Below are 22,951 nucleotides of genomic sequence, written 5' to 3' on the forward strand. Positions count from 1 at the left end.
CGAGACACCGAAAGTCCATGTACGAAGTCGAGTTGAAGGTCCGAGCCGACCACGAATCAGTTCGGGAGCGGCTCTCGGAACTCGGCGCCGAGCCGCTGGGGGCGGTCGAACAGGCCGACACCTACTACGACCACCCGGTTCGGGAGTTCGCCGAGACCGACGAGGCGTTCCGCATCCGCCGGGAGACACACGACGGGGAGACGACGGCCCGAGTCACCTACAAGGGGCCGCTCGTCGAGGCGGCCTCGAAGACCCGCGAGGAGTTGGAGACCGAAGTCGCCGACGGCGAGACGATGGGCGGAATCGTCGAGGCGCTGGGGTTCGAGCCCGCTGCGACCGTCGAGAAGCGTCGCGAGCGGTTCGGCTACGGCGAGTACACCGTGACGCTCGATTCGGTCGTCGGACTCGACGAGTACGTCGAAGTCGAGACCGAAGCCGAAACCGTCGAACCGGCCCGAGAGGGTGCTGAGGAGCTGCTCTCGCAGTTGGGTCTCGATGCCGCAGACCAGATTCGAACGTCGTATCTCGGCTTGCTGCTCGACGATGAGTAATGCTCCGCGGTAATCTATCAACCGCGTTTGGTTTCCGTAAGTTATAGAACCGCCGGAGAGCTACTGCGAATAATGAGCGAGCGAAACATCCGCGTCGAGCCGGTCGTCGGCCGCGCGGTCGAGGACCAAGAGGTCGAAATCGTCGAGCGAAAGGGGTTGGGACATCCCGATTCAATCTGTGACGGCATCGCAGAACACGTCTCACAGGCGCTTGCGTCGGCGTACATCGACCGCGTCGGAAAAGTCCTCCACTACAACACCGACGAGACACAACTCGTCGCCGGCACCTCCGCACCCGCCTTCGAAGGCGGTGAAGTCATCGAACCCATCTATCTACTCATCACCGGCCGCGCGACGAAAGAGTATCAGGGGACGCGAATCCCGACCGAAACCATCGCGCTCCGTGCCGCCCGGGATTACTTCCAGAAACACTTCCCGCTGGTCGACTTCGGGACGGACATCATCGTCGACGTGAAGTTGGGCGAAGGCTCCGGGGACCTCCAAGAGGTGTTCGGCGAGGAGGGCCAACAGGTGCCGATGGCCAACGACACCTCCTTCGGCGTCGGCCACGCGCCGCTGACCGAGACCGAGAACATCGTTCTCGAAGCCGAGCGACAGCTCAACGGCAGGTACAGCGTCGATAACCCCGAAGTCGGCACGGACATCAAGGTGATGGGCAAACGCGAGGGCAACGAAATCGACGTGACCGTTGCCGCCGCGATGGTGGACAACTACATCGAGGGGCTCGACGACTACGACGATGCTGTCGGCGGTATCCGCGAGTTCGTCACCGACCTCGCTTCGGAGTACACCGACCGCTCGGTGGAGGTCCACGTCAACACTGCTGACGACTACGAAGAGGGCTCTATCTACCTGACGACGACGGGCACCTCGGCCGAACAGGGCGACGACGGCTCCGTCGGCCGCGGCAATCGCGCCAACGGCCTCATCACGCCCAATCGCTCGATGTCGATGGAGGCCACCTCCGGGAAGAACCCCGTCAACCACATCGGGAAGATTTACAACCTACTCTCGACGGATATCGCGGAATCGGTCGTCGAGGAGGTCTCCGGCATCCGCGAGATTCGCATCCGACTGCTCAGCCAAATCGGCCAACCCATCGACAAACCCCACGTCGCCGACGCGAGCCTCGTCACCGAAGACGGCGTCGAGGTCGGCGACATCGAAGACGAGGTCGAAGCCATCATCGACCGCGAGTTGGCGAACGTCACCTCCATCACCAAACGCGTCATCGACGGGGAACTGACGACCTTCTGAGCACAGAAGAACTGTATAGGGGTATCCGTTAATTCGGTGTGTGAACCTGCTGCCCTGGCTGCTCGATTGGCCCCCCTCCCCCGCAACGGTCGCCGTCTTCGTCGTTTTGACGACGCTCAGTGTCGGCACCCTCGTGGTGTTCGGCGGTGTCGTCGACGACGGAACGAACGAGAACGTCACCGTCGAGGAAGTCGACCTCACGGTGGCGTTGAACGACGAGCTGTCGTTCCCCGACGGCGAAAACGGGACCGTACAGACGTGCATGGCGAGCGGAACGCCCGGCGATAGCGTCAGCGTTCTCGGCGACGTGGTCGTCGAGATACCGCCCGACTCCGGCCGTGGATACGCCGCCGAGCGCTCGGCGACAGTCGAGGTGAGCCTCGCCCACACCGACGAGACGACGACAGCGACGGTCGAGGGACCGGGCCGGGAGACGATGGACGTGTTCTGGATTCTTGAGGACGACGAGACGCTCTCGGTCGGTGACACCGAGACGGTTCAGGTTCGCGTCCGAATCGATGGCTCACGGGTCACACGCGCCACTCGAAACGTGACCGTCCAAGAGGGGTCGCGGTCCTACGACTGCTGACCGTCTCCGAACCGGCCAAGCGTCGGTCCGAAACCGCTTTTTGATGCCTCCCGAATGAAAACCCATGACGAGGGTGTGTCTGGTCGGTAGCGAGGACGTGGAGTTGCGCTACGAACTCGTCAGCCGCGAGACGGCCCGCAACGCGCTCGCAACCTACGACCTCCGGGAACCGTATCGAAACACCGTCGCCTTAGAGACCGTCTCCCTCGGTGCGGCCGTCGCCCTGTTGAACGACCTCAACTGGTATCTCGTCCGCTTCGCCGACGAATCGCTGGTCCTCGAACCCTCGGTTAGCGACGAAGAATGGCTCTCCCGTGACCTCGCGGCGGCAATCCGGGACAACGACGTTGCGGCCGAGGACTCCGAGCGCTTCCTGAAGGTGTTCGGCATCAGCGACGGCGAGTTGCTCGAACCGATGTTCGTCACCCGCACCGGCCACGAACTACCGGAGTACGACCTCCACGAGGTCGACGACACGCTCGTCGTCCGCGTCAGCGAAGACGAGTTCGGTGCCTAGCCGACGGTATTTCACGCCGCCCCTCGACGGGACGGTATGAGCGAACTCGACGCGACGACGCGAGATGTCTCCGTGGACGGAACGGACGTTCGCGTGTACGTGGCCGGCCCAGACGAGGGACGCCCGATACTGTTGCTGCACGGCGGCGGGATGGACGCCGCCAGCGTCTCCTGGAAAAAAGCGTTTCCGGCGCTTTCGGAGACCCACCGCGTCTACGCGCTCGACTGGCCCGGATACGGCGAAAGCGACCCCGTTCCCAACGAAAAAACCCCACACGTCGACTACTACGTCGACGTTCTGGGTACCGTCCTTTCCGAACTCGACCTCCTTGAGGTGACGCTCGTCGGCATCTCGAAAGGGGGCGGCATCGCACTCGGCTACACGCTCGACCGACCGGCACGGGTCTCTCGGCTCTGTCTCGTCGACAGCTACGGCCTCGCTGGCGACGTTCCGGGTGGTAAACCCGGTGCGGCCTACGTCAAGGCGCCGAAGCTACTGGAGGCGACGTGGTGGGCGATGAAGCGAAGCCGCCGCGTGACGAGAGCCGCCATCAAGAACCTCGTGAACCCGGCGAACCTCGACGAGGAGTTCGTCGACGACGCTGTTCGAGAGGTTCAACGACCGAATGCCGGCGATGCCTACCGACGCTTCCAGCGCGCGGAGGTCGGCTGGCGTGGCCTCCGGACGAACTACGCCGACCGGATGTCCGAATTGCCGGTCCCGACGCTTTTCGTCCACGGCGAGGACGACGACCTCATTCCCCTCGAACAGTCGAAGGCAGCGGCCGACGCCGCGCCCGTCGCTGACCTGTTCACGCTCGCCGACTGCGGCCACTGGCCGCCGCGGGAACACCCCGAGGCGTTCGTCGCACGACTGGACGCGTGGCTTCAGCGGGGCTAATCGAACATTCCGGTCGACATGTAGCGCTCCCCGGAGTCCCAGAAGACGGTGACGACGAGCGGGCAGTCGTCGGGAATCGGTTCGGGGTCGGTAGGGTCGTCTTCGAGGATGCCGACCTCGTTGTCCGGGCCGGGACAGGACTCGACGCCGCGGTCTTCGGCCAGTCGCTCGGCGACCCGCTTTGCAGCCAACAGGCTCCCGCCCGACGATTGCCCGACGAGAATGCCCTCCCCGCGAGCGAGGCGGCGACACTCGGCTTCGGCCGATTCGATGTCGACCGTCTCGACGCTGTCGAGGAGGTCACGGTCGAGGTTCGGACTGACGAAGCCGGGGCCCATCCCCTGGAAGTCGTCGTCGCCCGGTTCGCCGCCCGAGAGAACGGCGTTGTCCTCGGGTTCGACGCCGACGACCTCCATCTCGGGGAACGCCTCCTTGAGTCGGCGGGCGGTGCCCGTGATGGTGCCGCCGGTGCCGATGCCGGCGACGAGGGCGTCGACGGTTCGGTCGCCGACCTGTTCGATGATTTCGGCGCCGGTCGTCCGGTAGTGGGACTCTGGATTGGCGGGGTTCTCGAACTGCCGGACCTGGACCATCCCCTCGGCTTCGAGTTCGTCGGCGCGGTCCTTGGCGTCCGAGATGGTTCCATCGACCAGTTCCAAATCGGCGCCGTAGGCGTTCATGATGGCGCGGCGCTCCGGGGATTTCGAGGCGGGCATCACGACCGTAATGTCGTACCCCTTCGCGGCAGCGACCATCGAGAGCCCGATACCCGTGTTGCCCGAGGTAGGTTCGACGATACGGTCACCCGGAGTCAACTCACCGGTGGCTTCGGCGGCTTCGACCATCGCCAGCGCCGGGCGGTCCTTGGCTGACCCACCAGGGTTCTTCGATTCTATTTTCGCTGCGATGACCGCCCCCGGTGGCGACTCGACCTGCACCAGCGGCGACCCGACCGTACCGAGAATGCCCCGTTTCATAGCCGGCGATTGACCGTCGCGGTATAAAACCTCCCTGAACGCGGGAGGGACTGCCGTCGTCGCAGACAGCACAAGAGCTATCGGCCGCCGGGTGAATCCCCCAGCAACGAATGGCGTCGGGGCTATCGGTTCCGCGAACGCTCGAAGCGGTTCGGCCGGCGCTGGAGCGCCGCCTCGGCGTCGACGCTCGCGGCCTCGCGGCGTTCCGAATCGCGTTGGGGTGTCTTCTCCTCTTGGATTTGCTGGGCCGTGCCGGGGATTTGCGGGTGTTCTACACCGACGCGGGCGTCCTCCCGCGGGCGGCCAACGCGGCGCTGTATCCGACGCTCTCGCGGCTGTCGCTGCACGGACTCTCGGGAGCGCTGTGGGCACAGGCCGCACTTTTTCTCGTCGCCGGCGTCTTCGCAGTCCTGCTCGCGGTCGGCTACCGAACGCGGTTCGCCGCGACAGTCTCGTGGGTGCTCTTGGCATCGCTGCAACTGCGGAACTATCTCGTCCTCAACGGCGGCGACACCGTCCTGTTGGTCGCGCTGTTCGTCGGCCTGTTCCTCCCGCTCGGCGATCGGTGGTCGCTGGACGCCCTCGGCCGCGAGTCGCGAACCCCTCGGCAGTTCGTCGTCGGCTTCGGGACCGCCGCACTGCTCTCACAGGTCGTGTTGATTTACACGACGAATGCGATTTTCAAGCTCCGCGGGTCGCTGTGGATGGAGGGAGAGGCCGTCCGGTACGTCTTCGCCCTGGACCGTTTTACGGTTCGACTCGGCGATTTCTTCGCCGGCATCGAACCGTTGCTCGTCGCGGTCAACTGGGCATGGTTCGGCCTGCTCGTCGCCGCACCGCTGCTCGTCGTTTTGATCGGCCGCGCTCGGACGGCGCTCACCGCTGCGTTCCTCGCGGCCCACGTCGGAATGTTCCTCACGATGGAGTTGGGGCTGTTTCCCCACGTCATGGTGGCCTGCCTGCTCGTGTTCCTGCCACCGTCAGTGTGGAACCGAATCGAGCGTCTGCTCTCGGGTGTGGTGACGCGACTGGAGGAGAGACTGACGACCGCGGAAGGTCACCCGAGGGTTCCCCTCGGGCCGTCGCTTCCGAAAGCGGTTCGACGCTCTGGCCACCGCATCGCCCCCGCCGCGACGGCGACGATACTCGTCGTCGGACTGCTGTGGCAAGCCGCGGCGGTCGGCTACCTCTCGGTACCGAGCGACTCCCCCGTCGACCCCGAAGACCACAGTTGGAAACTGTTCGCGCCCGATCCGCCGACGACGGATGGGTGGTTCGTCGTCGACGCCGACCTCGAATCGGGTGAGACGGTCGACGCCTATCCCCACGCCGACACCGGATTGGACCGGCCGCCGGACGTAGCCGCGACGTACCCCAACGCCAGGTGGCGCAAGTACCTCTCGGAGGTCCGCGGCGGCGAGACGGAACGCCGGGCGTTCGCCGCCTATCTCTGTCGGAGCACGGACGGCCCCGTCGACTCGGTTACCGTCGGCTTCGTCCGCGAGAAGATTCACCTCGACGGACCCAACCCGACCGAGTACGTCGAGTTCGGGACCTACGACTGTCCCGCGGTCGGCCGGTGACGGCGGTTTGAACCTCCGCAATGGAGGCCGTATGACCGACTCCGTCGGCTCCGTCCACGGGAGCGCGTTCCTTAAGAAGCGTGCGACGAATCGGTAGGTATGGAACTGGAAACGATGCGGCCGAACCCGGTGTGGGACGCCGACTCCTACGACGACGCAGTCGCGACTTTCGAGGCGCACGCCGACGACATCGTTGTGAAGGTGTGGGGCGGCGACTGGTGTAAGGACTGCCGCTCGCAACTGCCCGATTTCGGCGCGGCACTCGATGCCGCCGGCGTCGAGAACGTCGAACACTATCCCGTCGAGAAGGAAGACGACGGCAGCAAGACCGGCCCGAAGGTCGAAGAATACGGCATCGAATTGATTCCGACCGTCGTCGTGGAAGACGTCGAGACGGGAGAAGAGCTCGCCCGTTTCGTCGAGGAGGAGGACATGCCGATTGCGGTGTACCTCGCCGAACAATTGGCGTAACAGCGGTCGATTTTTCCGTCAGAGGTCTTCCACCCACTCCAGCGCCGCATCCATCTCGTGTTGCGGTGGCGAGCAGGTGAACGACCGGCAGGCGTAGACGGTGGGTTCGCCGTCGCGGGCCTCGCGGTTGGCCCAGATGGGCGGCACTTCTTCGAGTCCGAGCGTTTCGACCCACTGCTCGACACCGTTCTCTGCGGGCGGTCGGATGGTGAGAAACCGCGTCGGGAGATACCGCTCCGACAGCGATGTCCGCCACTGCTCGGGCAGGTGGTCCGCGGCGACGGTCAACTCCAAGGCGCCGACCGCACGGTCGTCGGCCGCGAGCGCGAGCGAGGCGTGCGACAGCGGGTCCGAATCCAGTTTCGAGGCGTGGGTTTCCACGACGGTTTCGGCGATTTCGTTGAATCCTTCCTCGGGGGCGACGTGGGCGAGTGCGGTGAGCAACTGGACGGCGACGCCACTTGACGACGGCGTCGACGTGTCGGTGAGTTCCTGCGGCCGAGCGACCAGCGACTCGCCGTCGACCGGCGTGAAGTAGAGCGTCCCCTCCGAGTCGTCGTAGAAGGCATCTCGGATGACTCTGCCGAGTTCGAGCGCGAACTCCAAGAACGCAACGTCACCGGTGGCCTGATACGTGTCGAGTGCGCCGCGTCCGAGGAAGGCGTAGTCTTCGAGGTAGCCCTGAATCCCCACGTCGTCGTCCTTCAGTCGGCGGTTCAGTCGGCGCTCTTCTGTGTCCCACAGCCGGTCCATACAGAAGGTGAGCGCGTCCTCGGCCGCGGCCGCGTACTCGCTGTCGAGGGTCAAAGCGCCCTCCGCGAACGCCGAAATCATCAGGCCGTTCCAGCCGGCGAGTACCTTCTCGTCCCGTGGCGGGCGCGGACGCTCGCTTCGGGCGTCGAAGGCCTGCTTTCGGGCGCGTTCCAGTCGGTCGCGTATCTCGCCCGGCGTTCGCTCGTGGCGTTCGGCCAACTCCTCGATGGACGCTGATTCGGTGAGGACGGTCGTCCCGTTCTCGAAGTTCCCCGCCTCGGTGACGCCGTAGCGGTCACGGAAGATTGCGGCGTCGGTGTCGTCCTCGATGGACTTCTCGACCGTCTCGGGCGTCCAGACGTAGAAGACGCCCTCCTCGCGCTCGCCGTCTTCGTCCTCGCTTTCGGCGTCGAGCGTCGAGTAGAAGCCGCCGTCGGGGTGGGTGAGTTCCCGCTGGACGAACGTGAACGTCCCCCGGACGGCATCGGCGTAGCGCTCGGCCCCGGTCAGTTGGTAGCCGGCCAGCAGCGCCCGCGGAATCTCCGCGTTGTCGTACAGCATCTTCTCGAAGTGCGGGACGGTCCACTCGCGGTCGACGCAGTAGCGGTGGAAGCCGCCGCCGACGTGGTCGTAGAGGCCGCCCGAGACCATCGCGTCGAGTGCCTCCGTCGCCACCTCCCGGTACTCGTTGCGCCCGGTTCGGTCGAAGGCCCGCAAGAGCAAGTGAACCCGGCCGGGTTGGGGGAACTTCTGGCCGCGACCCCACCCGCCGTGTTCGCGGTCCGCCCCGCGGACGGCCGCGCTGGCAGCCGAATCGACGAACTCGGCGTCCGGGGCCTCGCCGGGCGTTTCGGGGGTGTCCTCCAACTCCCCAGAGACGGCGTCGGTCCACTGTTCGGCGCGGTCCTCCATCTTCTCGCGTTCCTCGGGGTCGTTCCAGGATTCGGCGATACCGTCCAGCACCTGCCCGAAGGCGGGTGTCCCCTGCTTCTGCTCGGGCGGGAAGTACGTCCCCACGTGGAACGGTTTGCCCTCCGGGGTGAGCCACACCGACAGGGGCCACCCGCCGTTGCCGCGGACCAGTTGACAGACGGTCATGTACACCGAGTCCACGTCGGGGCGCTCCTCGCGGTCGACTTTGATTGGAACGAAGTTCTCGTTGAGTTGCTCGGCGATGTCGGGGTCCGAGAAGCTCTCGTCTTCCATGACGTGACACCAGTGGCAGGCGGCGTAGCCGATAGAGAGGAATATCGGCACGTCGCGCTCCTCGGCGAGGGCGAGGGACTCCTCGTCCCACTGTTGCCACGCAACCGGGTTGTCGGCGTGCTGTTTGAGGTACGGCGAAGACGCCTCGTCGAGGCGGTTGTCCATACTGGCAGTCGGGTCGCCAAGTTAGTAAACGGCGTGGCTTTGCGAGACGCCGAGCGGAGCGAGGGGTCTCGATGCGAGGGCGGTCGAGCGAAACGAGAGGTCTCGATGAGAGGACGACCGAAGGGAGTCCTCGGGAAAGGCGAGCGGCGACGAACCGAGCCACGAGCGATTAGCGGGTTATTTGAGTCACCGGCCTGTCGTGGGCGATATGAAGCTCTCTCGTAGGGACGCCCTCCGTGCCGGCGGTGGGTTGCTGGCGGCCGGTCTCGCCGGCTGTATCGAGCAGCGCGTGACGCGCCGTGAGACCAGAGTCGAGACGTCGACGACGTGGGCGTTGAACCCGGGCGTCGGTGCGGAACTCGACGGCGCGGCGTTCGGCGACTACGTCGATTCAATGTCGGACCGCTACGGCGACAGCGGTGTCTGGGGCACCGAAAGCGAAACACCGGACACCGTAGACACCGCCTACGTCCAGCGGCTGGCGCTGTCACGGGAGACCCCGGCCGACCCCGGTGGCAGCGAGTCGAGTTTGAACCCCGACGATGTCGACCCCGACGCGCCGCTTCTGTACGTCGACGCATCGGTGTCGGCCTACGAAATCGGTGAGAACCGCTATCGCTACTGGCTGTGGGTCGCCGCCGACGCCGCCGACGACCGACTGGTGCGCGACATCGACTTGGCGATGCTCTCGGCGAACGTCGAACTCCGAGACGGAACGGTGGCCGACAGCGCGCAGTTCTCCCGGAGCGACGGTGAGGCAACCGTCTCACTCGGCGGGGCGCCGTCGGCGACGTTCCCGCTCAACGAGACGACCGAGAGCCTCGAGACGAACAGCGACCGCAGCCGAAACGGCGCGTTTAGCGCCGAGTGGGGCGGGAGCGTCGACGGCGTCCAGTCGCTCAACGGCGTCCTCGAGGAGAGCCGAACCGGCGACCACGACTTCTTCTGGACGGTCGGCGCCGCCTACCAGTTCGACGAGAACGTCTGAGTGGGGTTGCGCGCGGAGCGCGCAACCGGATACCGTGGCGGCGAAGCCGCCACGCGGCCGTCGGATACTCACGTTCCTGCACACTTCGTCGGCGTCCAACAGCAACGTTTACACTTCTTTGCCCACCGATTTCGCGTATGACCGAGACCGTACTCCTCGTGGGTGGCGGCGGACGCGAACACGCCATCGCCCGTGCCGTCGACGACTCGGCCGACGCCGAACTGTACGCCTGTGCGTCGAACCGAAACCCCGGAATCACCGACCTCGCGGAGGGGTTCGAGGAAGTCGACGAGACCGACCCCGACGCCATCGTCGAGTTCGCCGAGTCGGTCGGCGCGACGCTGGCCGCAATCGGCCCCGAGTCCGCACTGAACGCGGGCGTGGCCGACGCCCTCGACGATGCCGGCGTCTACGCCTTCGGCCCCCGAGAGGCCGAGGCGCGCATCGAGACGGACAAGGCCTTCCAGCGGGAGTTCATGCTGGACCACGCTATCCCCGGTTGTCCCGACTTCGAGGTCTTCGAGGACGGCGAGGCCGCCGCCGACTACATCCGGAACTACGACGGCGACCTGGCCATCAAGCCGCGCGGCCTCACCGGCGGCAAGGGCGTCCGCGTCACCGGCGACCAGATTACCAAAGAGGAGGGCGCCGAGTACGTCCTCGAAAGCGACTACGACACCTACGTCTTGGAGGAACGCCTCGTCGGCGAGGAGTTCACCGTACAGGCGTTCGTCGCCGACGGCCAGTATCGCGTCTCGCCGGCCGTCCAGGACCACAAACGCGCCTACGAGGGCGACGAGGGGCCGAACACCGGCGGCATGGGGTCGTACTCCGACGCCACCTTCGAATTGCCGTTCATGACGGAGGGCGATTACACTGACGCCGTCGAAATCATCGACGCGGTCGTTGAGGCGATGCCCGACTACAAGGGCATCCTCTACGGCCAGTTCATGCTCACGTCAGAGGGACCGAAGGTCGTCGAGTTCAACGCCCGCTTCGGCGACCCCGAGGCGATGAACACACTGCCGGTGCTGGAGACCGACTTCGTCGAGTTGCTCGTCGCCGCCCGCGAAGGCGAGGAACTGCCGGAACTCACCTTCTCGAATCAGGCGACCGTCTGTAAGTACGCCGTCCCCGAAGGATACCCGACCGACCCCGAGGCCGGCGCGAAGGTGAACATAGACCCTGAAAGCGCCGGCGAGGCGCTGCTGTTCTACGCCAGCGTCGACGCTCGCGACGACGGCGTCTACACGACGACCTCGCGGTCGTTCGCCGTCGTCGGACTGGCCGAGACCATCACCGGCGCGGAGGCCATCGCCGAGGAGGCACTCGCGAAGGCCGGCGAGGAGGGACTTCGCGTCCGCCACGACATCGGCAAGGCCGAACTCCTCCAGCAGCGCATCGACCACATGAACGAGATTCGCGGCGAGTAGGGAACCCGCGTAAACGCGGCAGCAGCCTTTTTGTACGGCAGGTCGTCGTCCGCGGCAAGACCGATGCCACAGTTCCCGACTGAACAGTGGTTACAGGAGTATAGACGCCACCTCAACGACAGCGATGCGTTCGCGGAACTCGGCGAAGGGTGGGGACAGGGCTTCGATGGCGACGTGCTGTACGTCATCACCGACCTTCCAACCGAGGAGACGACGCTCGGAGAACTACCCGAGGCGACGCTCGATGGCCTCCCCGACCACGTCTACGAGACGGTGTCGGACGTGACCGTCGCCGACGCCCCGGAGACGTTCGCGCCGATTCAGTCCGGCATTCCCGACAGTTTGGCTGACAAACTCGACCAACTGGAGTCCCACGTCGTCGACGACACGGTGTACGCCTACGTCGGCTTGGAGGACGGCCGCTGTACCGAGGTGGAGGTCGTCGACGGTCCCGAAGCCCGCGAGACGGGGTTCGTCATGCGTGGCTCCTACGAGGTGTGGCGCGACATCGTCGACGGCCGGCCCTCGTCGTCGGCCGTCGTGACCGGCGAGTTGTCGGTGAGCGGCAATCGGCTTCGGCGGCTGCGGTATGCTCCGATGTTCCAACTGCTCGGTTCGGTTGCAAGCGAGGTAGAGACGACGCATCTCTTCGATGGCGACGACTCCACCTCGACGCCGCTTCTCGACACCGCGATGCGGGGGCGGATGGTCGCCGAACGGGAGACGCACCGAAGCGTCAAACGAACGCTGGAGTTGTTCTGACTCAGGAACGTTCCTCTTCGATAACGTTCAACTCGTCGTCGACCACAAGCGTCAGCGTCTCGCCCTCGCAGGGAACCGCGAGTTCGAACTTCCAGGGGTCTTTCGACCGAACGGTCAGGTAGTTGTCCGTCATCACGAACGCCAACTCCCAGTGGGGAATCGCGGTCACGTCGACAGCGTGTTCGTGGAAAAAAGCGACGACAGCGGGATGATGCAGCAACGCCAACCCGACGGTCATGTACTGCTCTCGGCCGCAGTGGCCACAGAAGCGGTGGCAGAACACGTCGAGTCGTTCGGCCCCGTCGGCCCACGCGACTGCGTCGCTTTCGAGGAACTCCAGTGCCATCGGGTTCGCACAGACCGGGCAGACGCCGTCGGCCGACAGCCCCATCTGGTGGCGATTGTACTGGTCGACTCGGGTCAACAGTTCGCTTCGGTCGCCCTCGACGGCGCTTGGCGGGAGCGTCGTCCGGGCATAGAGGTGTTCACACCCTGGACAGGTCATCGTGAACAGTCCGTCGTCGTAGGCGGCCTCGACCGGCGTCTCACAGAAATAACAGTCGAAGTCGGCGTCGAAGCCCCCGACGGTGAGACTTCGGCTGAATGCCCCCGCCTTGATTGCGCGATACAGCGCCACCCCCGGCGGTCGGAGGACGTAGCCGTCGTCGGTTTTCTCGACGAACGGGCCGACCAGTTTCTGAAGGTGGTAGTTGAACTGGCCGCTGTCGACGTCGCTGTCGACGCGTTCGCGGAGTTCCGAGAACGACACTCTCTCGTGTGGCGTCGCCCCGAGGACGCGGAGGATGCCCGCCCGGAGTTCGTTGCCCACGAGCGCGAAGGCCTCTTCGGCGGTCGTCTCCGCCGTCTCGCCGTCCGTCATCGACTGTCCGCAGTCACGGAGGGATAAGGAATCTTTGGGTGGTCAGCGGTCGACCTCGCCCATGATGGTGTCGAGGCTGCCGAGCGTCGCGATGAGGTCCGGGATGTACTCGCCTTCCGTCATCGCCGGCAGCGCCGAGACGTGCGAAAAGGACGGCCCGCGAATCTTGAACCGAGCGGGCTTGTCCGTCCCGTCCGAGCGGATGTAGATGCCGAGTTCGCCCTTCGCGGCCTCGACGGCCCGATAGATTTCGGTGTCGGGGTCGGGCTTGAGCGTCCGCGGGACGTTGGCCTGAATCGTCCGCTCGTCTTCCGGCCACGATTCGAGCAGTTCGACGCACTGTTCGATGATTTTTGCGGACTGCTCTACCTCACCGAGTCGGACCAGCAGCCGGCTGAGGTTGTCACAGCCGTCTTCGGTCACCACGTCCCAGTCCAACTCCTCGTAGTAGCCGTAGGGGTCGTCCCGGCGCAGATCGTAATCGACCCCCGACCCGCGGGCGACGGGGCCGGTACAGCCGTAGGCCTTCGCCGTCTCGGGCGGCAGTTCGCCGACGCCGACCGTTCGGAGTTGCAGTATCTCGTTTGAGGACAGCAGGTCGTGGTACTCCCGCATCTTCGCCGGCAGCCCCTGCGTGAACGACCGGACCTTATCGAAGAACGCCTCCCGGTCGCCCGGAATGTCCCACGACACCCCGCCCAACCGGAAGTAGTTGAACATGAGTCGCTGGCCGGTCAAATCCTCGAGAATCTCCTGGACGAGTTCGCGGTCCCGGAAGGCGTACTGCCACGTGGCGTTGAAATCGCCGACCACGTCGAGCGCGTAGGCACCGACGGCGAGCATATGCGAGAGGATACGGCTCAACTCCGCGGCCATCGTCCGGATGAGTTGTGCGTACTCGGGGACCTCGATGTCGGCGAGATCCTCGGCGGTGCGGGCGTAGGCCCACTCGTTGAGGATGCCGCCACCGCCCCAGTCCCAGCGGTCGGGGTACGGCATTATCTGGTGGCGGTAGGTACCCTGCTGGCACATCTGCTCTTCACAGCGGTGGATGTAGCCGATGTCGGGGTCCACGTCGGCGACCGTCTCGCCGTCCAGTGTGACTTCGAGGTGCAGGACGCCGTGGGTCGCGGGGTGATGCGGTCCGACGTTGACCAACATCGTATCTCCTCGCCGTTTGTCGTCCTGGAGGGGATTTGCGTGTTCGCGATAGGGGACCACCTGCGACGATTCGATGTCGTAGTCTGGAGCCAGTGGGTGTCCCTGCCAGGTCTCCGGCAGCAGGATGCGGCGCAGGTCAGGGTGGTCGGCGTACTCGATGCCGACGAGGTCGTAGGCCTCCCGCTCGTGCCACTCGGCGGTTGGGTACACCGACGCACCGGACTCGCTGACCGGCGCGTCGCTGGCCGTCGGGACGACGATGCCGAGTTCATCCGTCGGGTCGTCGTAACTGCGGAGGTGATACACCGTCTCGTAGCGGTCCTCGTAGGCCTGTGCGGTGACACAGGCGCAGTGGTCGTATCCGAGCGACCGGGCCGCTTCGAGGGCGTCCGCGACCTCGTCGGCGCGGACGACCACCGCCGGGGCGTTCTCGTGGGTCTCGTAGCCAATCGCGAATTCCGAAAGCGCCTCCGGGACGGGGGTCTCCGAGCGCTGTCGGGCAACGGCGTCAGTCGACATACGCGACGTTACCGACGGCATCGGGACATGAATACTGCCTCACGAGTTCGGCGTTTTAAGTTATGCGCGGCCGAACGCCCCGCAACGATGAAGTCCCTCCGCTGTACCCTGCGGTTCGAAGAGGCGGCGATGCACCCCGTCCACCGTCGACTCACGCGGGACGAGGCGCTCGTCAACGACCAACTGCTACACAGCCACCGCGCCGAGGACGGCCGTGCGACGCTTCTGTTCTACGTCGAGGGCGACCGCGAAGCCTACGCCGACGCGCTGGAGGCGACAGACCGCATCGTGGAGTATCGAATCACGCCACTCGACGACGAGGCGTGTTACGCCTACATCCGAGAACGGTCCAGCGAATTCGACATGCGACTGGAGGACGCCTTCCAGCGGCCGGGACTGCTCGTCATCCCGCCGGTCGAGTTCCACAGCGACGGTACGGCCCGACTAACCGCGGTCGGCGAACCCGAGGCACTGCAGACGGCTCTGGAAGACGTTCCGGCGGCCGCCAGCGTCGACATCGAACGCGTCGGGGAGTACGACACGCCCGAGTTGACCTCGGGCGTCGACCTCACCGAGCGGCAGTACGAGGCCGTCGTCGCGGCGTTCGATGTGGGCTACTACGACGTTCCGCGGGCGGGAACCGTCGAGGAGGTCGGCGAACGGCTCGGCTGTGCGCCGGGCACCGCTTCCGAGCACCTCAGAAAAGCCGAACGGGCCGCGATGGGTGCCCTGCTGGACCGCAACGCGTAGTCAGTCGCTTTCCTCGGCCAACTCCTGAAGCGCCTCCTCGGCCGTCTCGACCGCCTTCTCCTTCTTGGCGGGGTAGGCTTCGACCTTGCCGCGGAGCATCAACCCCGTTCCGAGTTCGACGTCGCCTTTGTAGGCGGCCTGCTTGTCGAGTTGGATGAAGAAGGCGCAGTTGTCGTCGACCCGCTGGTCGAGTTCGTCGATGAGTCGCTGGAAGTCGTCCAGTCGCGCCAACGCCGAGAGGACGTGTCGCACCTCGTCGGCGCGTTCGAGTCGTACCGACAACACGAGGATGCGGTCGCCGTGGTGGCCCTCGGTCTCCTCGCGTTCGATGTCGACGTCTTCGGGGAGAAACGTCCGCAGCGCCGCCTCGACCCGCTTTTCGTCCTCTGTCGCATAACAGAACGCACGTAGGTCGACGTAGTGGAACGGGACGGCGCTCATCGGCTCACTCCTCGTCTTCGTCGTCCGCGTCGGCAGCCTCCAAGGAGTCCTCGGGGATGCCCGCTTCCTGTCCTTCCTCGAACTGGACGATGTAGGTGTTGTCGCCGAACATCGTCTCGGAGACCTGCGTCACCTCGCCGGTCTCGCCGTCGTACTCGCTGTGCTTGTCGTGGAAGACGACGTTGTCGCCCTTCTCGAATGCCATACCCGCGGATTCTCGCCCGTGCGGAAAAAGCCCGTCGTTTCCCGGTTCGAACGGCTTTTGAGACGGTGGCACGAACGACCGTATATGACCGTCCCTGCCGTTCGTACACGCTTTCCTCCCGCGTTCGCCTTTTCCGAAGGGGTGATGAGGCCGTGACGACCGTCGACGGCCTCTGGTATCTCGCCGACGAGGCCGAACAGCGCGCCGCACAGGCGTACCACCGGACTGTCGACACCTACGGCGAGGGGCTCCTCGAACGCACCTACCGGAAACACGTCTCACGCGGGCGGTTCCGGACGCTTGCCGAACGCATCCAACGCAGCGGCGCACCCTACGGTGCCCACACGCTCGTATACCGTCCGTCGGGGGAGGTCCTCCTCGTGCGTCACGAGGGCGTCGACCTGTGGGTTCTCCCGGGCGGCGGCGTCGACGGTTCGGAGTCGTTCCGCGAGGCCGCCGAGCGGGAACTACAGGAGGAAGCCGGCGTCGACGCCGCCTACGACGGCCTGGCGATGCTCAACCGCGTCGAGATTACCTGTGGGGGCCACCGGACGTGGGGCGTCCTCCCGGTGTTCCGTGCGCGGGCGGAGACGACCGACACGGCGATAGCCGACCCCGACGATGAAATCAGCGCGGCGCGGTGGTTCGACCCGCCGTCGGTCCCCGAGGACACCCGCGACCGCGAGGACCTCATCGACGCTGTACGCGCCGTCGCCTGACTACCACTCGACGCCTTCGCTCTCGTCGGCGTCCATTCGTCGCAACAGCGCCCGCGCCGTCGAGGCGTCGTAGCCGAACAGCACCGACTCGCCGTACTCGCTGGCGACTTCGGCGGCGTGAATCAAGTCGTCGATGTCCACGTCGACGGCGTAGAGTTCGATGCTGAGTGGCGTATCGAGGCGGTCGACGAACCCGCTGGCGATGGTTTCGAGCCAGTAGGTCGTCCCGTAGTGGGTGTCGTACAGCGGGACGACGAACTCGTCGACGTACTCCTCGATTGTGTTGAGGTCGATGCCGGCGCGCTCGTAGAGGTGTCCCTCGTAGGGGTCGGGGTACAGCGTCATGTAGGTGGTTCCCGGAATCCGGTCTGCGGCCGCCTCGACGAACTCGGTGATGACATCGGCGCGCCACTCGTAGCGGTCCTCGATGGTCGTCTCCTCCGGCGGTGGCCCCTCACCGTTTTCGTGGCGTGTCTCGACCCACGACTCGAAGGCCGCGTTACAGCGGTCACAGTAGCAGTACTCCGCCCGCGGGAAGCCGATGTCGTCGAGGCGGACGTCCGGGTTGACTTCGGCACAATCCTCGATTATCTCCAAGAGTCCCTCCCGATACCCCTCGTGGGTCGGACAGACGTAGGCCCAATCGAAGTAGGTCCGCTCGCGAGTCGCCCGCTGGCCCTCCGGGTTGACGGGGACGATGTCCTCGTTGCCGTCGGCCGCGGCGTTGTCACCGAAACACGACACCATACTCACCGCATCCGCGATGGGGTCCGCAGAGCGCCCCGAGACGTCTTTCACCTCGTAGAACGCGCGGTCGAACTCCGGCCAGCGTGCCTCCTCTTCGTTTCGCGTGACGACGCCGTACATACCCGTAGTCGGCACTCGGCGTGGGTAAGTCGTTCGGAAGAGTGGTTGGGTGGCGGTACGCTTACTGTTTCTTCACGTACAGCAGGACTGCTGCAGCGAGGAGGACCAGCGCGATAGCTTTCTTCGACATACGGTATCACGGACGAACCGTAACGGCATAGTCTTTCCCCCGGAGCGGCCGAGCCACGACGACATCCCTATGCGACGCTGATGTGTGCGGCCAGCGACTCCCTGATGATGGTATCGCAGTATGCACACCGGACGCCCTCGTCGAGGACCTCGAAGCGCGATTCGACGGGTTCGTTTTCCGTGGTGATGCAGTTGGCGTTCGGACACGACAGTACGCCGACGACGCTTTCGGGGCGAGAGACGCGATGTTTCTCGACCACGTCAAACTCGCGGACGATGTTGATTGTCGCGGCAGGCGCGATGAGCGACAGCACGTCGACCTCGTTTTGACTCAACTCTCTGCCTTCGACCTTCACGATGTCCTTGCGGCCGAGTCGGTCGGAGGGGACGTTCATCCCGACGGAGACCTCCTCGCCCGAGGTGCCGTCGATGCCGAGGATAGCGAGGACGTTGAGCGCCTGACCGCCGGCGATGTGGTCGATGACGGTGCCGCTTTCGATTTTCGAGACGCGGAGTTCTGTGTCGGTCATAGGATTGAATCGAGCAGCGCCATTCGGACGGGAACGCCGTTGTGTGCCTGTTCGAAGTACGTCGCGTACTCCGTTTCGTCGATTTCGGGTGCGATTTCGTCGACGCGCGGCAGCGGATGCATCACCGTCAGGTCGTCCTTGGCTTTCTCCAGCAGGTCGGCGTCGATGCGGTACTCGCCCGCTATCTGCCGGTACTCGTTCTCATCGGGGAACCGCTCCCGCTGGATGCGGGTGACGTACAACACGTCGAGTGCTTCGAGGACGTTCTCGATGTCCGTGTGTTCGCGGACCTGCGCACCGGCCTCGTGGAGGTCATAGCGAACGCTACGCGGCAGTCGCAGGCTCTCTGGACTGATGAAGTGCTGGCTGGCGTCGAAGTTCGTCAGCGCGTGGGCCAGCGAGTGGACCGTCCGGCCGTACTTCAAATCGCCCATGATGCCGATGGTGAGGTCGTCGAAGCCGGCGTTCTCGCGGATGGTGTAGAGGTCCAATAGCGTCTGAGTGGGGTGTTGGCCCGCGCCGTCGCCCGCGTTGATGACGGGCACGTCGACGAACTCGCTGGCCAGTTTCGCGGCGCCCTCGGAGGGGTGTCTGAGGACGATGGCGTCGGTGTATCCCTCGATGACGCGAACGGTGTCGGCCAGCGACTCGCCCTTTTTGACCGACGAGGACTCGACGCTCCCCATGTCGACGGTGTCGCCACCGAGCCGCTTCATCGCGGTGTCGAAGGACATCTTCGTCCGCGTACTCGGCTCGAAGAACAACAACCCGAGGAGGTCGTTGTCGTGGGAGTGAGCGACCGCGCCGGGGTCGTCGGCGATTTCGGCGGCGCGGTCCAACACCGCCTCGATATCGCCACGCGACAACTGCTTCGCGCTTATCAGGTAATCGTGGCGCATTACCGAAAGACCCGCCCCGGACGCTCTTGAATCTCCCGACCCGACCGGACTCCGCACATCGCTCCCGTGGTTTGCAGTCCCAACCGCTGTCTTGCCGAATCAACACACAACCCTGCCAGAACATTTAATCAGGTGGACATGCTAAACCGAACAGATGAGCGAGCGCCTCAGAACCGGAATTAACGTTCTCGACCGGAAGCTCAACGGTGGGATTCCGGCCGGGAGCATCGTGGCGCTCACCGCCCAGCCTGCAAGCCAAGCGGAACTGTTCCTGTACGAACTCACGGCCACTCGCGGGACGCTGTATCTCTCACTGGACAGAACAGGCGATTCGGTCTCCAACAGCATCGACAACTCGAACACGATGACGGGAGACCCGACGGTGCGGGACGTGACGGGCGACGCCCCACTCGACAACGCGACGAAACTCGTCTCCGCGCTTCCGGAGTCCTCGAATCTCATTATCGACCCTGCCGACGTGCTCGAACGCCAGGAGCCGACCCGCTATCGGAACTTCATGAACGAACTCCAGAATCACATCTACAACACGGGAGGACTCGCGATCCTGCACTGTCTCGACGGCCGCAACGTTCCCGACCTGCGAGACACCACAGAACACATGGCGGATTTGGTGTTCCAACTCGACACCTCGGTGAAGGGCGACCGCATCGAGAACCGCCTCGCCGTCCCAAAGTTTCGCGGTGGTCAGGCACTTTCGGACGTCATCAAACTGGAACTGTCCGACGAGGTCGACATCGACACCAGCCGCGACATCGCATAGGGTCACCACCCCGGCACCCCACGATTTATGTACGGAAACGCGGCCAGAGCGCCCATGCTCTGAACGGACGCCGGCAGTCCGCCGAGGCCGAAGCACAGCGTGAGGGCTGCCGGACGGGAGCGCTGTCGTTCGCCACGATTCAAGTGCGCCCGCCGCACAACTCCGGGTATGGAACTGTTCGGAACCGCCGGGATTCGGGGCGACGCGACGACGGCGGTGACGCCGTCGCTCGCGCTCGCGGTCGGCAGAGCCGCGGCCGTAGACGGCGAGACGTTCGTCGTCGGCCGCGACGGCCGCGAAACTGGTCCGGCGCTCGCCGCAGCGGTCGAAGCCGGAATAGCAAGCGGCGGCGCCGAGGTTGTCAGGGTCGGCCGCGTCCCGACGCCGGCGCTCGCCTACGCCTCTCGGGGACGTCGCGGCGTGATGGTCACGGCGAGTCACAATCCACCGCAGGACAACGGACTGAAACTGTTCGTCGACGGAACGGAGTACGACCGTACGGCCGAGGAGGCGGTCGAATCACGCGTCGACGGGGGGACGGGACCGACCGACTGGAGCGCGTGGGGAGATTCGACCCGCGAAGAGGTACTCGACGACTATCGCGACACCATCGTCGAGTACACGCGTCGAGTCGTCGGTGACTGTGAAAACACGAAAGTCGCCGTCGACTGCGGCAACGGGATGGCGAGCGTCGCGACTCCCCAAGTCCTCCGAGCGCTCGGTGCCGACGTCGTCGCGCTCAACGCCAACGTCGACGGCCACTTCCCCGGACGCGAGTCGAAACCCACACCCGAGAGCCTCGAAGACCTTCGTGCGTTCGTCGCCGACGGCGACTTCGAGTTCGGCATCGGCCACGACGGCGACGCAGACCGCATCGTGGTCGTCGACGAGGAAGGCGAAATAGTCCACGAGGACACCATCCTCGCGATGCTCGCGGGCTTTTACACCCGCCAGAGCGACGCCGCCGACCCGGTCGTCGTGACGACGCCGAACGCCTCGGCGCGCATCGACGAACACGTCGAGACGCACGACGGCCGAATCGAACGGGTCCGACTCGGCGCGCTTCACGAGGGCGTCGCCGCCGTCCGGGATACGGGGACGGCCGACACCGATGTCGTCTTCGCGGCGGAGCCGTGGAAACACGTCCATACCGGCTTCGGACCGTGGATAGACGGCGTCACCAGCGCCGCGGTCGTCGGTGCGTTGATTGCACGCGATGGCCTCGCGGAACTCCGGGCACCGATTGCCGAGCGACCCTACAGGAAGGTAAGCGTCGACTGTCCCGACGACCGAAAGGGGCCAACGATGGATGTTCTCGAATCCCGACTCCCGGAGTCGTTCCCCGAGGCGTCGGTCGACACCGAGTACGGCGTCCGGTTGACCTTCGACGACGCCTCGTGGACGCTGGTCCGTCCCAGCGGCACCGAACCGTACGTCCGCATCTACGCCGAAAGCGACGATGTCGAGGCGCTCGTCGGCGACGTTAGAGAGGTCGTCGTCGAGGCCATCGACGACGTGTCGTAGCCCCGGCCCCGATGCCGCCGAAGCCGTCGACGGCAGGTATTTGCGCTGGGCGGCCGAGTCCCGGCGTATGGACGACAGGGAACTACTTGAAATCGCTCGCGAGGCCGTCGAGCGGTCCTACGCGCCGTACTCGGAGTACTACGTCGGGGCAGCCCTCGAAACCGACGACGGGTCGGTGTACACCGGCTGTAACATCGAGAACGCCAACTACTCCAACAGCGTCCACGCCGAGGAGTTGGCGCTGTCGAAAGCCGTCGAGGATGGCCACCGGGAGTTCGAAGCGGTCGCGGTCAGTTCGGACCGCCGGGACGGCGTCACGCCCTGTGGGATGTGCCGACAGTCGCTGTCGGAGTTCTGTGCCGCTGATTTCCGCGTTGTCTGTGAGGGCGAGGACGGGCCGACGACGTACACGCTCGGCGAACTTCTCCCGAACACCATCACGATGGAGCATCTCGAATGACCGCCGACAGCGAAGACCCGAACGACGACGAACAGTATCACGTCGAACTCGCCGACGGGGACATCGAGGGACCGGTACTCCTTCCGGGCGACCCGAACCGCGTCGAGATAATCGCGGACTGCTGGGATGAGTATCGCGAGCGGGCCTCTCACCGCGAGTATCGAACGCTTGCGGGGATGTACGACGACGAACCGCTCGCGGTTACGTCGACCGGAATCGGCTCGCCGTCGGCGGCCATTGCCGTCGAGGAACTCGCCCGCATCGGCGCCGAATCGTTCATCCGGGTCGGCTCCTGTGGTGCGATACAGGAGGGGGCGTCCGTCGGCGACCTCGTCATCACGACGGCGGCGGTCCGACAGGAGGGAACGAGCGACGAGTACGTCCGCGAGGATTACCCAGCGGCCGCCGACGACGAGGTGGTCACGGCGCTCGTGACCGCCGCCGAGCGACTCGACCACGACTACCACCTCGGCGTCACCTGCTCTACGGACTCGTTTTACGACGGGCAGTCACGGCCGGGATTCGAGGGGTTCCGTGCCGCCGGCGCCGAGGAGCGAATCGAAGAACTACAAGCGGCAGGGGTCCTGAATTTCGAGATGGAAGCCAGCGCCATCCTCACGCTTTCGAGTCTGTACGGGCTCCGGGCCGGAGCCGTCTGTACCGTCTACGCCAACCGCGTCACCGGCGAGTTCAGAACCGAGGGCCAGCGGAAGGCCGCCGAAACTGCCTCACTCGCGGCGGCGCTGTTGTCGAAGATGGACCGAGAGAAGGCTAACGCAGGTGTCGACCACTGGCACGCGGGGCTGTCGCTTGATGATGGGTAACGGAAGTAAAGCATCCGCGCGAGCGAAGCGAGCGCGGTTCGCGGCGACGAGACGGCTGTGCCGTCGAGTCGCCGTAGCGAGTGCCGACT

The 22,951-nt window shown here is 65.3% G+C and carries 25 protein-coding genes; 16 read left to right on the plus strand and 9 right to left on the minus strand.

The genetic code is table 11. The annotated features are described in order from the left end of the window. The first annotated feature begins 17 nt into the window (after window positions 1-17). The 5 genes from cyaB (at window position 18) to NMP98_RS03515 (ending at window position 3,835) form a co-directional block, all read left to right on the plus strand. Window positions 18-551, plus strand: coding sequence for a class IV adenylate cyclase (gene cyaB, locus NMP98_RS03495; protein ID WP_254860170.1), 534 nt, complete (start codon window positions 18-20; stop codon window positions 549-551). 72 nt (window positions 552-623) lie between these two features. Beyond that, window positions 624-1,829 (plus strand): methionine adenosyltransferase, encoded by a 1,206-nt coding sequence (locus NMP98_RS03500; RefSeq protein WP_254860171.1) that lies wholly within the window; start codon window positions 624-626, stop codon window positions 1,827-1,829. 40 nt (window positions 1,830-1,869) lie between these two features. Then, window positions 1,870-2,418, plus strand: a complete 549-nt coding sequence (locus tag NMP98_RS03505; protein WP_254860172.1) for a hypothetical protein — start codon at window positions 1,870-1,872, stop codon at window positions 2,416-2,418. 64 nt (window positions 2,419-2,482) lie between these two features. Beyond that, a complete protein-coding gene (locus tag NMP98_RS03510) occupies window positions 2,483-2,935 on the plus strand; it encodes a DUF5804 family protein (RefSeq protein WP_254860173.1) in 453 nt (150 codons plus the stop codon). A gap of 36 nt (window positions 2,936-2,971) precedes the next feature. Further along, the gene (locus NMP98_RS03515; RefSeq protein WP_254860174.1) at window positions 2,972-3,835 is read left to right on the plus strand and encodes an alpha/beta fold hydrolase; all 864 of its coding nucleotides are present in this window, start codon (window positions 2,972-2,974) and stop codon (window positions 3,833-3,835) included. Here NMP98_RS03515 and NMP98_RS03520 read toward each other — a convergent pair. Beyond that, window positions 3,832-4,812: a PLP-dependent cysteine synthase family protein gene (locus tag NMP98_RS03520; protein WP_254860175.1), complete on the minus strand. Its 981-nt coding sequence runs from the start codon at window positions 4,810-4,812 to the stop codon at window positions 3,832-3,834. The two genes, NMP98_RS03515 and NMP98_RS03520, sit on opposite strands and share 4 nt — an antisense overlap. 110 nt (window positions 4,813-4,922) lie before the next feature. On the opposite strand from NMP98_RS03520, the gene NMP98_RS03525 reads away from it, so the two are divergent. Continuing rightward, window positions 4,923-6,395, plus strand: coding sequence for an HTTM domain-containing protein (locus tag NMP98_RS03525; RefSeq protein WP_254860176.1), 1,473 nt, complete (start codon window positions 4,923-4,925; stop codon window positions 6,393-6,395). Window positions 6,396-6,494: 99 nt separating this feature from the next. Beyond that, complete coding sequence (locus tag NMP98_RS03530; RefSeq protein WP_254860177.1) at window positions 6,495-6,866, plus strand: TlpA family protein disulfide reductase; 372 nt, start codon at window positions 6,495-6,497, stop codon at window positions 6,864-6,866. An 18-nt stretch (window positions 6,867-6,884) separates the two neighbouring features. Here NMP98_RS03530 and NMP98_RS03535 read toward each other — a convergent pair whose 3' ends face one another. Beyond that, window positions 6,885-8,990 carry a thioredoxin domain-containing protein gene (locus tag NMP98_RS03535; RefSeq protein WP_254860178.1) on the minus strand — a complete coding sequence of 702 codons (2,106 nt, stop codon included), beginning with the start codon at window positions 8,988-8,990 and terminating at the stop codon, window positions 6,885-6,887. A gap of 208 nt (window positions 8,991-9,198) precedes the next feature. On the opposite strand from NMP98_RS03535, the gene NMP98_RS03540 reads away from it, so the two are divergent. From NMP98_RS03540 to NMP98_RS03550, 3 genes are all read left to right on the plus strand, one after another. Further along, window positions 9,199-9,978: a hypothetical protein gene (locus tag NMP98_RS03540; RefSeq protein WP_254860179.1), complete on the plus strand. Its 780-nt coding sequence runs from the start codon at window positions 9,199-9,201 to the stop codon at window positions 9,976-9,978. 137 nt (window positions 9,979-10,115) lie between these two features. Beyond that, a complete protein-coding gene (gene purD / locus NMP98_RS03545; RefSeq protein ID WP_254860180.1) occupies window positions 10,116-11,411 on the plus strand; it encodes a phosphoribosylamine--glycine ligase in 1,296 nt (431 codons plus the stop codon). A gap of 63 nt (window positions 11,412-11,474) precedes the next feature. Beyond that, the gene (locus NMP98_RS03550; protein WP_254860181.1) at window positions 11,475-12,173 is read left to right on the plus strand and encodes a sterol carrier protein; all 699 of its coding nucleotides are present in this window, start codon (window positions 11,475-11,477) and stop codon (window positions 12,171-12,173) included. Window position 12,174: 1 nt separating this feature from the next. Here NMP98_RS03550 and NMP98_RS03555 read toward each other — a convergent pair whose 3' ends face one another. Both NMP98_RS03555 and NMP98_RS03560 read right to left on the minus strand, forming a co-directional pair. Beyond that, window positions 12,175-13,053 (minus strand): winged helix-turn-helix domain-containing protein, encoded by an 879-nt coding sequence (locus tag NMP98_RS03555; RefSeq protein ID WP_254860182.1) that lies wholly within the window; start codon window positions 13,051-13,053, stop codon window positions 12,175-12,177. Between the two features lie 42 nt (window positions 13,054-13,095). After that, entirely contained in the window at window positions 13,096-14,733 is a 1,638-nt protein-coding gene (locus tag NMP98_RS03560) for an NADH-quinone oxidoreductase subunit D (RefSeq protein WP_254860183.1), read from the minus strand. A gap of 87 nt (window positions 14,734-14,820) precedes the next feature. Between NMP98_RS03560 and NMP98_RS03565 the strand changes: the two genes are divergently transcribed. Next, window positions 14,821-15,483 (plus strand): helix-turn-helix domain-containing protein, encoded by a 663-nt coding sequence (locus tag NMP98_RS03565; RefSeq protein WP_254860184.1) that lies wholly within the window; start codon window positions 14,821-14,823, stop codon window positions 15,481-15,483. Here NMP98_RS03565 and NMP98_RS03570 read toward each other — a convergent pair whose 3' ends face one another. Next, the gene (locus tag NMP98_RS03570; RefSeq protein WP_254860185.1) at window positions 15,484-15,924 is read right to left on the minus strand and encodes an RNA-binding protein; all 441 of its coding nucleotides are present in this window, start codon (window positions 15,922-15,924) and stop codon (window positions 15,484-15,486) included. Window positions 15,925-15,928: 4 nt separating this feature from the next. Further along, window positions 15,929-16,129: a DUF1918 domain-containing protein gene (locus NMP98_RS03575; RefSeq protein ID WP_254860186.1), complete on the minus strand. Its 201-nt coding sequence runs from the start codon at window positions 16,127-16,129 to the stop codon at window positions 15,929-15,931. A 152-nt stretch (window positions 16,130-16,281) separates the two neighbouring features. On the opposite strand from NMP98_RS03575, the gene NMP98_RS03580 reads away from it, so the two are divergent. Next, window positions 16,282-16,848, plus strand: a complete 567-nt coding sequence (locus NMP98_RS03580) for an NUDIX hydrolase (protein ID WP_254860187.1) — start codon at window positions 16,282-16,284, stop codon at window positions 16,846-16,848. Here NMP98_RS03580 and NMP98_RS03585 read toward each other — a convergent pair whose 3' ends face one another. The 3 genes from NMP98_RS03585 to pyrB form a co-directional block, all read right to left on the minus strand. After that, window positions 16,849-17,715: an alpha-amylase family protein gene (locus tag NMP98_RS03585; RefSeq protein ID WP_254860188.1), complete on the minus strand. Its 867-nt coding sequence runs from the start codon at window positions 17,713-17,715 to the stop codon at window positions 16,849-16,851. It lies immediately after the preceding gene. A 197-nt stretch (window positions 17,716-17,912) separates the two neighbouring features. Further along, entirely contained in the window at window positions 17,913-18,374 is a 462-nt protein-coding gene (gene pyrI / locus NMP98_RS03590) for an aspartate carbamoyltransferase regulatory subunit (protein ID WP_254860189.1), read from the minus strand. Next, window positions 18,371-19,273 (minus strand): aspartate carbamoyltransferase, encoded by a 903-nt coding sequence (pyrB, locus tag NMP98_RS03595; protein WP_254860190.1) that lies wholly within the window; start codon window positions 19,271-19,273, stop codon window positions 18,371-18,373. Before pyrB ends, pyrI begins: the two co-directional genes overlap by 4 nt. 154 nt (window positions 19,274-19,427) lie before the next feature. On the opposite strand from pyrB, the gene NMP98_RS03600 reads away from it, so the two are divergent. The 4 genes from NMP98_RS03600 to NMP98_RS03615 all read left to right on the plus strand — a co-directional run bounded on the left by NMP98_RS03600 (window position 19,428) and on the right by NMP98_RS03615 (window position 22,862). Continuing rightward, the gene (locus NMP98_RS03600; protein WP_254860191.1) at window positions 19,428-20,054 is read left to right on the plus strand and encodes an RAD55 family ATPase; all 627 of its coding nucleotides are present in this window, start codon (window positions 19,428-19,430) and stop codon (window positions 20,052-20,054) included. A 168-nt stretch (window positions 20,055-20,222) separates the two neighbouring features. Then, entirely contained in the window at window positions 20,223-21,578 is a 1,356-nt protein-coding gene (locus NMP98_RS03605) for a phosphopentomutase/phosphoglucosamine mutase (protein WP_254860192.1), read from the plus strand. Window positions 21,579-21,645: 67 nt separating this feature from the next. Further along, the gene (gene cdd, locus NMP98_RS03610; protein WP_254860193.1) at window positions 21,646-22,038 is read left to right on the plus strand and encodes a cytidine deaminase; all 393 of its coding nucleotides are present in this window, start codon (window positions 21,646-21,648) and stop codon (window positions 22,036-22,038) included. After that, window positions 22,035-22,862 (plus strand): nucleoside phosphorylase, encoded by an 828-nt coding sequence (locus NMP98_RS03615; protein WP_254860194.1) that lies wholly within the window; start codon window positions 22,035-22,037, stop codon window positions 22,860-22,862. The genes cdd and NMP98_RS03615 overlap by 4 nt, the downstream gene beginning before the upstream one ends. The last annotated feature ends 89 nt before the right edge of the window (window positions 22,863-22,951 follow it).

The organism is Natronomonas gomsonensis, from assembly GCF_024300825.1.
GTDB classification, from domain to species: domain Archaea; phylum Halobacteriota; class Halobacteria; order Halobacteriales; family Haloarculaceae; genus Natronomonas; species Natronomonas gomsonensis.

Bases quoted from the DNA above. Each gene is read 5' to 3' on its own strand.
- NMP98_RS03550 (WP_254860181.1), top strand. From the start codon at position 11,475: ATGCCACAGTTCCCGACTGAACAGTGGTTACAGGAGTATAGACGCCAC.
- NMP98_RS03615 (WP_254860194.1), top strand. From the start codon at position 22,035: ATGACCGCCGACAGCGAAGACCCGAACGACGACGAACAGTATCACGTC.
- cdd (WP_254860193.1), top strand. From the start codon at position 21,646: ATGGACGACAGGGAACTACTTGAAATCGCTCGCGAGGCCGTCGAGCGG.
- NMP98_RS03560 (WP_254860183.1), bottom strand. From the start codon at position 14,733: ATGTCGACTGACGCCGTTGCCCGACAGCGCTCGGAGACCCCCGTCCCG.
- NMP98_RS03575 (WP_254860186.1), bottom strand. From the start codon at position 16,129: ATGGCATTCGAGAAGGGCGACAACGTCGTCTTCCACGACAAGCACAGC.
- pyrI (WP_254860189.1), bottom strand. From the start codon at position 18,374: ATGACCGACACAGAACTCCGCGTCTCGAAAATCGAAAGCGGCACCGTC.
- NMP98_RS03565 (WP_254860184.1), top strand. From the start codon at position 14,821: ATGAAGTCCCTCCGCTGTACCCTGCGGTTCGAAGAGGCGGCGATGCAC.
- NMP98_RS03500 (WP_254860171.1), top strand. From the start codon at position 624: ATGAGCGAGCGAAACATCCGCGTCGAGCCGGTCGTCGGCCGCGCGGTC.
- NMP98_RS03585 (WP_254860188.1), bottom strand. From the start codon at position 17,715: ATGTACGGCGTCGTCACGCGAAACGAAGAGGAGGCACGCTGGCCGGAG.
- NMP98_RS03605 (WP_254860192.1), top strand. From the start codon at position 20,223: ATGGAACTGTTCGGAACCGCCGGGATTCGGGGCGACGCGACGACGGCG.
- NMP98_RS03510 (WP_254860173.1), top strand. From the start codon at position 2,483: ATGACGAGGGTGTGTCTGGTCGGTAGCGAGGACGTGGAGTTGCGCTAC.
- NMP98_RS03540 (WP_254860179.1), top strand. From the start codon at position 9,199: ATGAAGCTCTCTCGTAGGGACGCCCTCCGTGCCGGCGGTGGGTTGCTG.
- NMP98_RS03520 (WP_254860175.1), bottom strand. From the start codon at position 4,812: ATGAAACGGGGCATTCTCGGTACGGTCGGGTCGCCGCTGGTGCAGGTC.
- NMP98_RS03515 (WP_254860174.1), top strand. From the start codon at position 2,972: ATGAGCGAACTCGACGCGACGACGCGAGATGTCTCCGTGGACGGAACG.
- NMP98_RS03600 (WP_254860191.1), top strand. From the start codon at position 19,428: ATGAGCGAGCGCCTCAGAACCGGAATTAACGTTCTCGACCGGAAGCTC.
- NMP98_RS03530 (WP_254860177.1), top strand. From the start codon at position 6,495: ATGGAACTGGAAACGATGCGGCCGAACCCGGTGTGGGACGCCGACTCC.
- NMP98_RS03570 (WP_254860185.1), bottom strand. From the start codon at position 15,924: ATGAGCGCCGTCCCGTTCCACTACGTCGACCTACGTGCGTTCTGTTAT.
- NMP98_RS03535 (WP_254860178.1), bottom strand. From the start codon at position 8,990: ATGGACAACCGCCTCGACGAGGCGTCTTCGCCGTACCTCAAACAGCAC.
- NMP98_RS03525 (WP_254860176.1), top strand. From the start codon at position 4,923: ATGGCGTCGGGGCTATCGGTTCCGCGAACGCTCGAAGCGGTTCGGCCG.
- cyaB (WP_254860170.1), top strand. From the start codon at position 18: ATGTACGAAGTCGAGTTGAAGGTCCGAGCCGACCACGAATCAGTTCGG.
- purD (WP_254860180.1), top strand. From the start codon at position 10,116: ATGACCGAGACCGTACTCCTCGTGGGTGGCGGCGGACGCGAACACGCC.
- NMP98_RS03555 (WP_254860182.1), bottom strand. From the start codon at position 13,053: ATGACGGACGGCGAGACGGCGGAGACGACCGCCGAAGAGGCCTTCGCG.
- pyrB (WP_254860190.1), bottom strand. From the start codon at position 19,273: ATGCGCCACGATTACCTGATAAGCGCGAAGCAGTTGTCGCGTGGCGAT.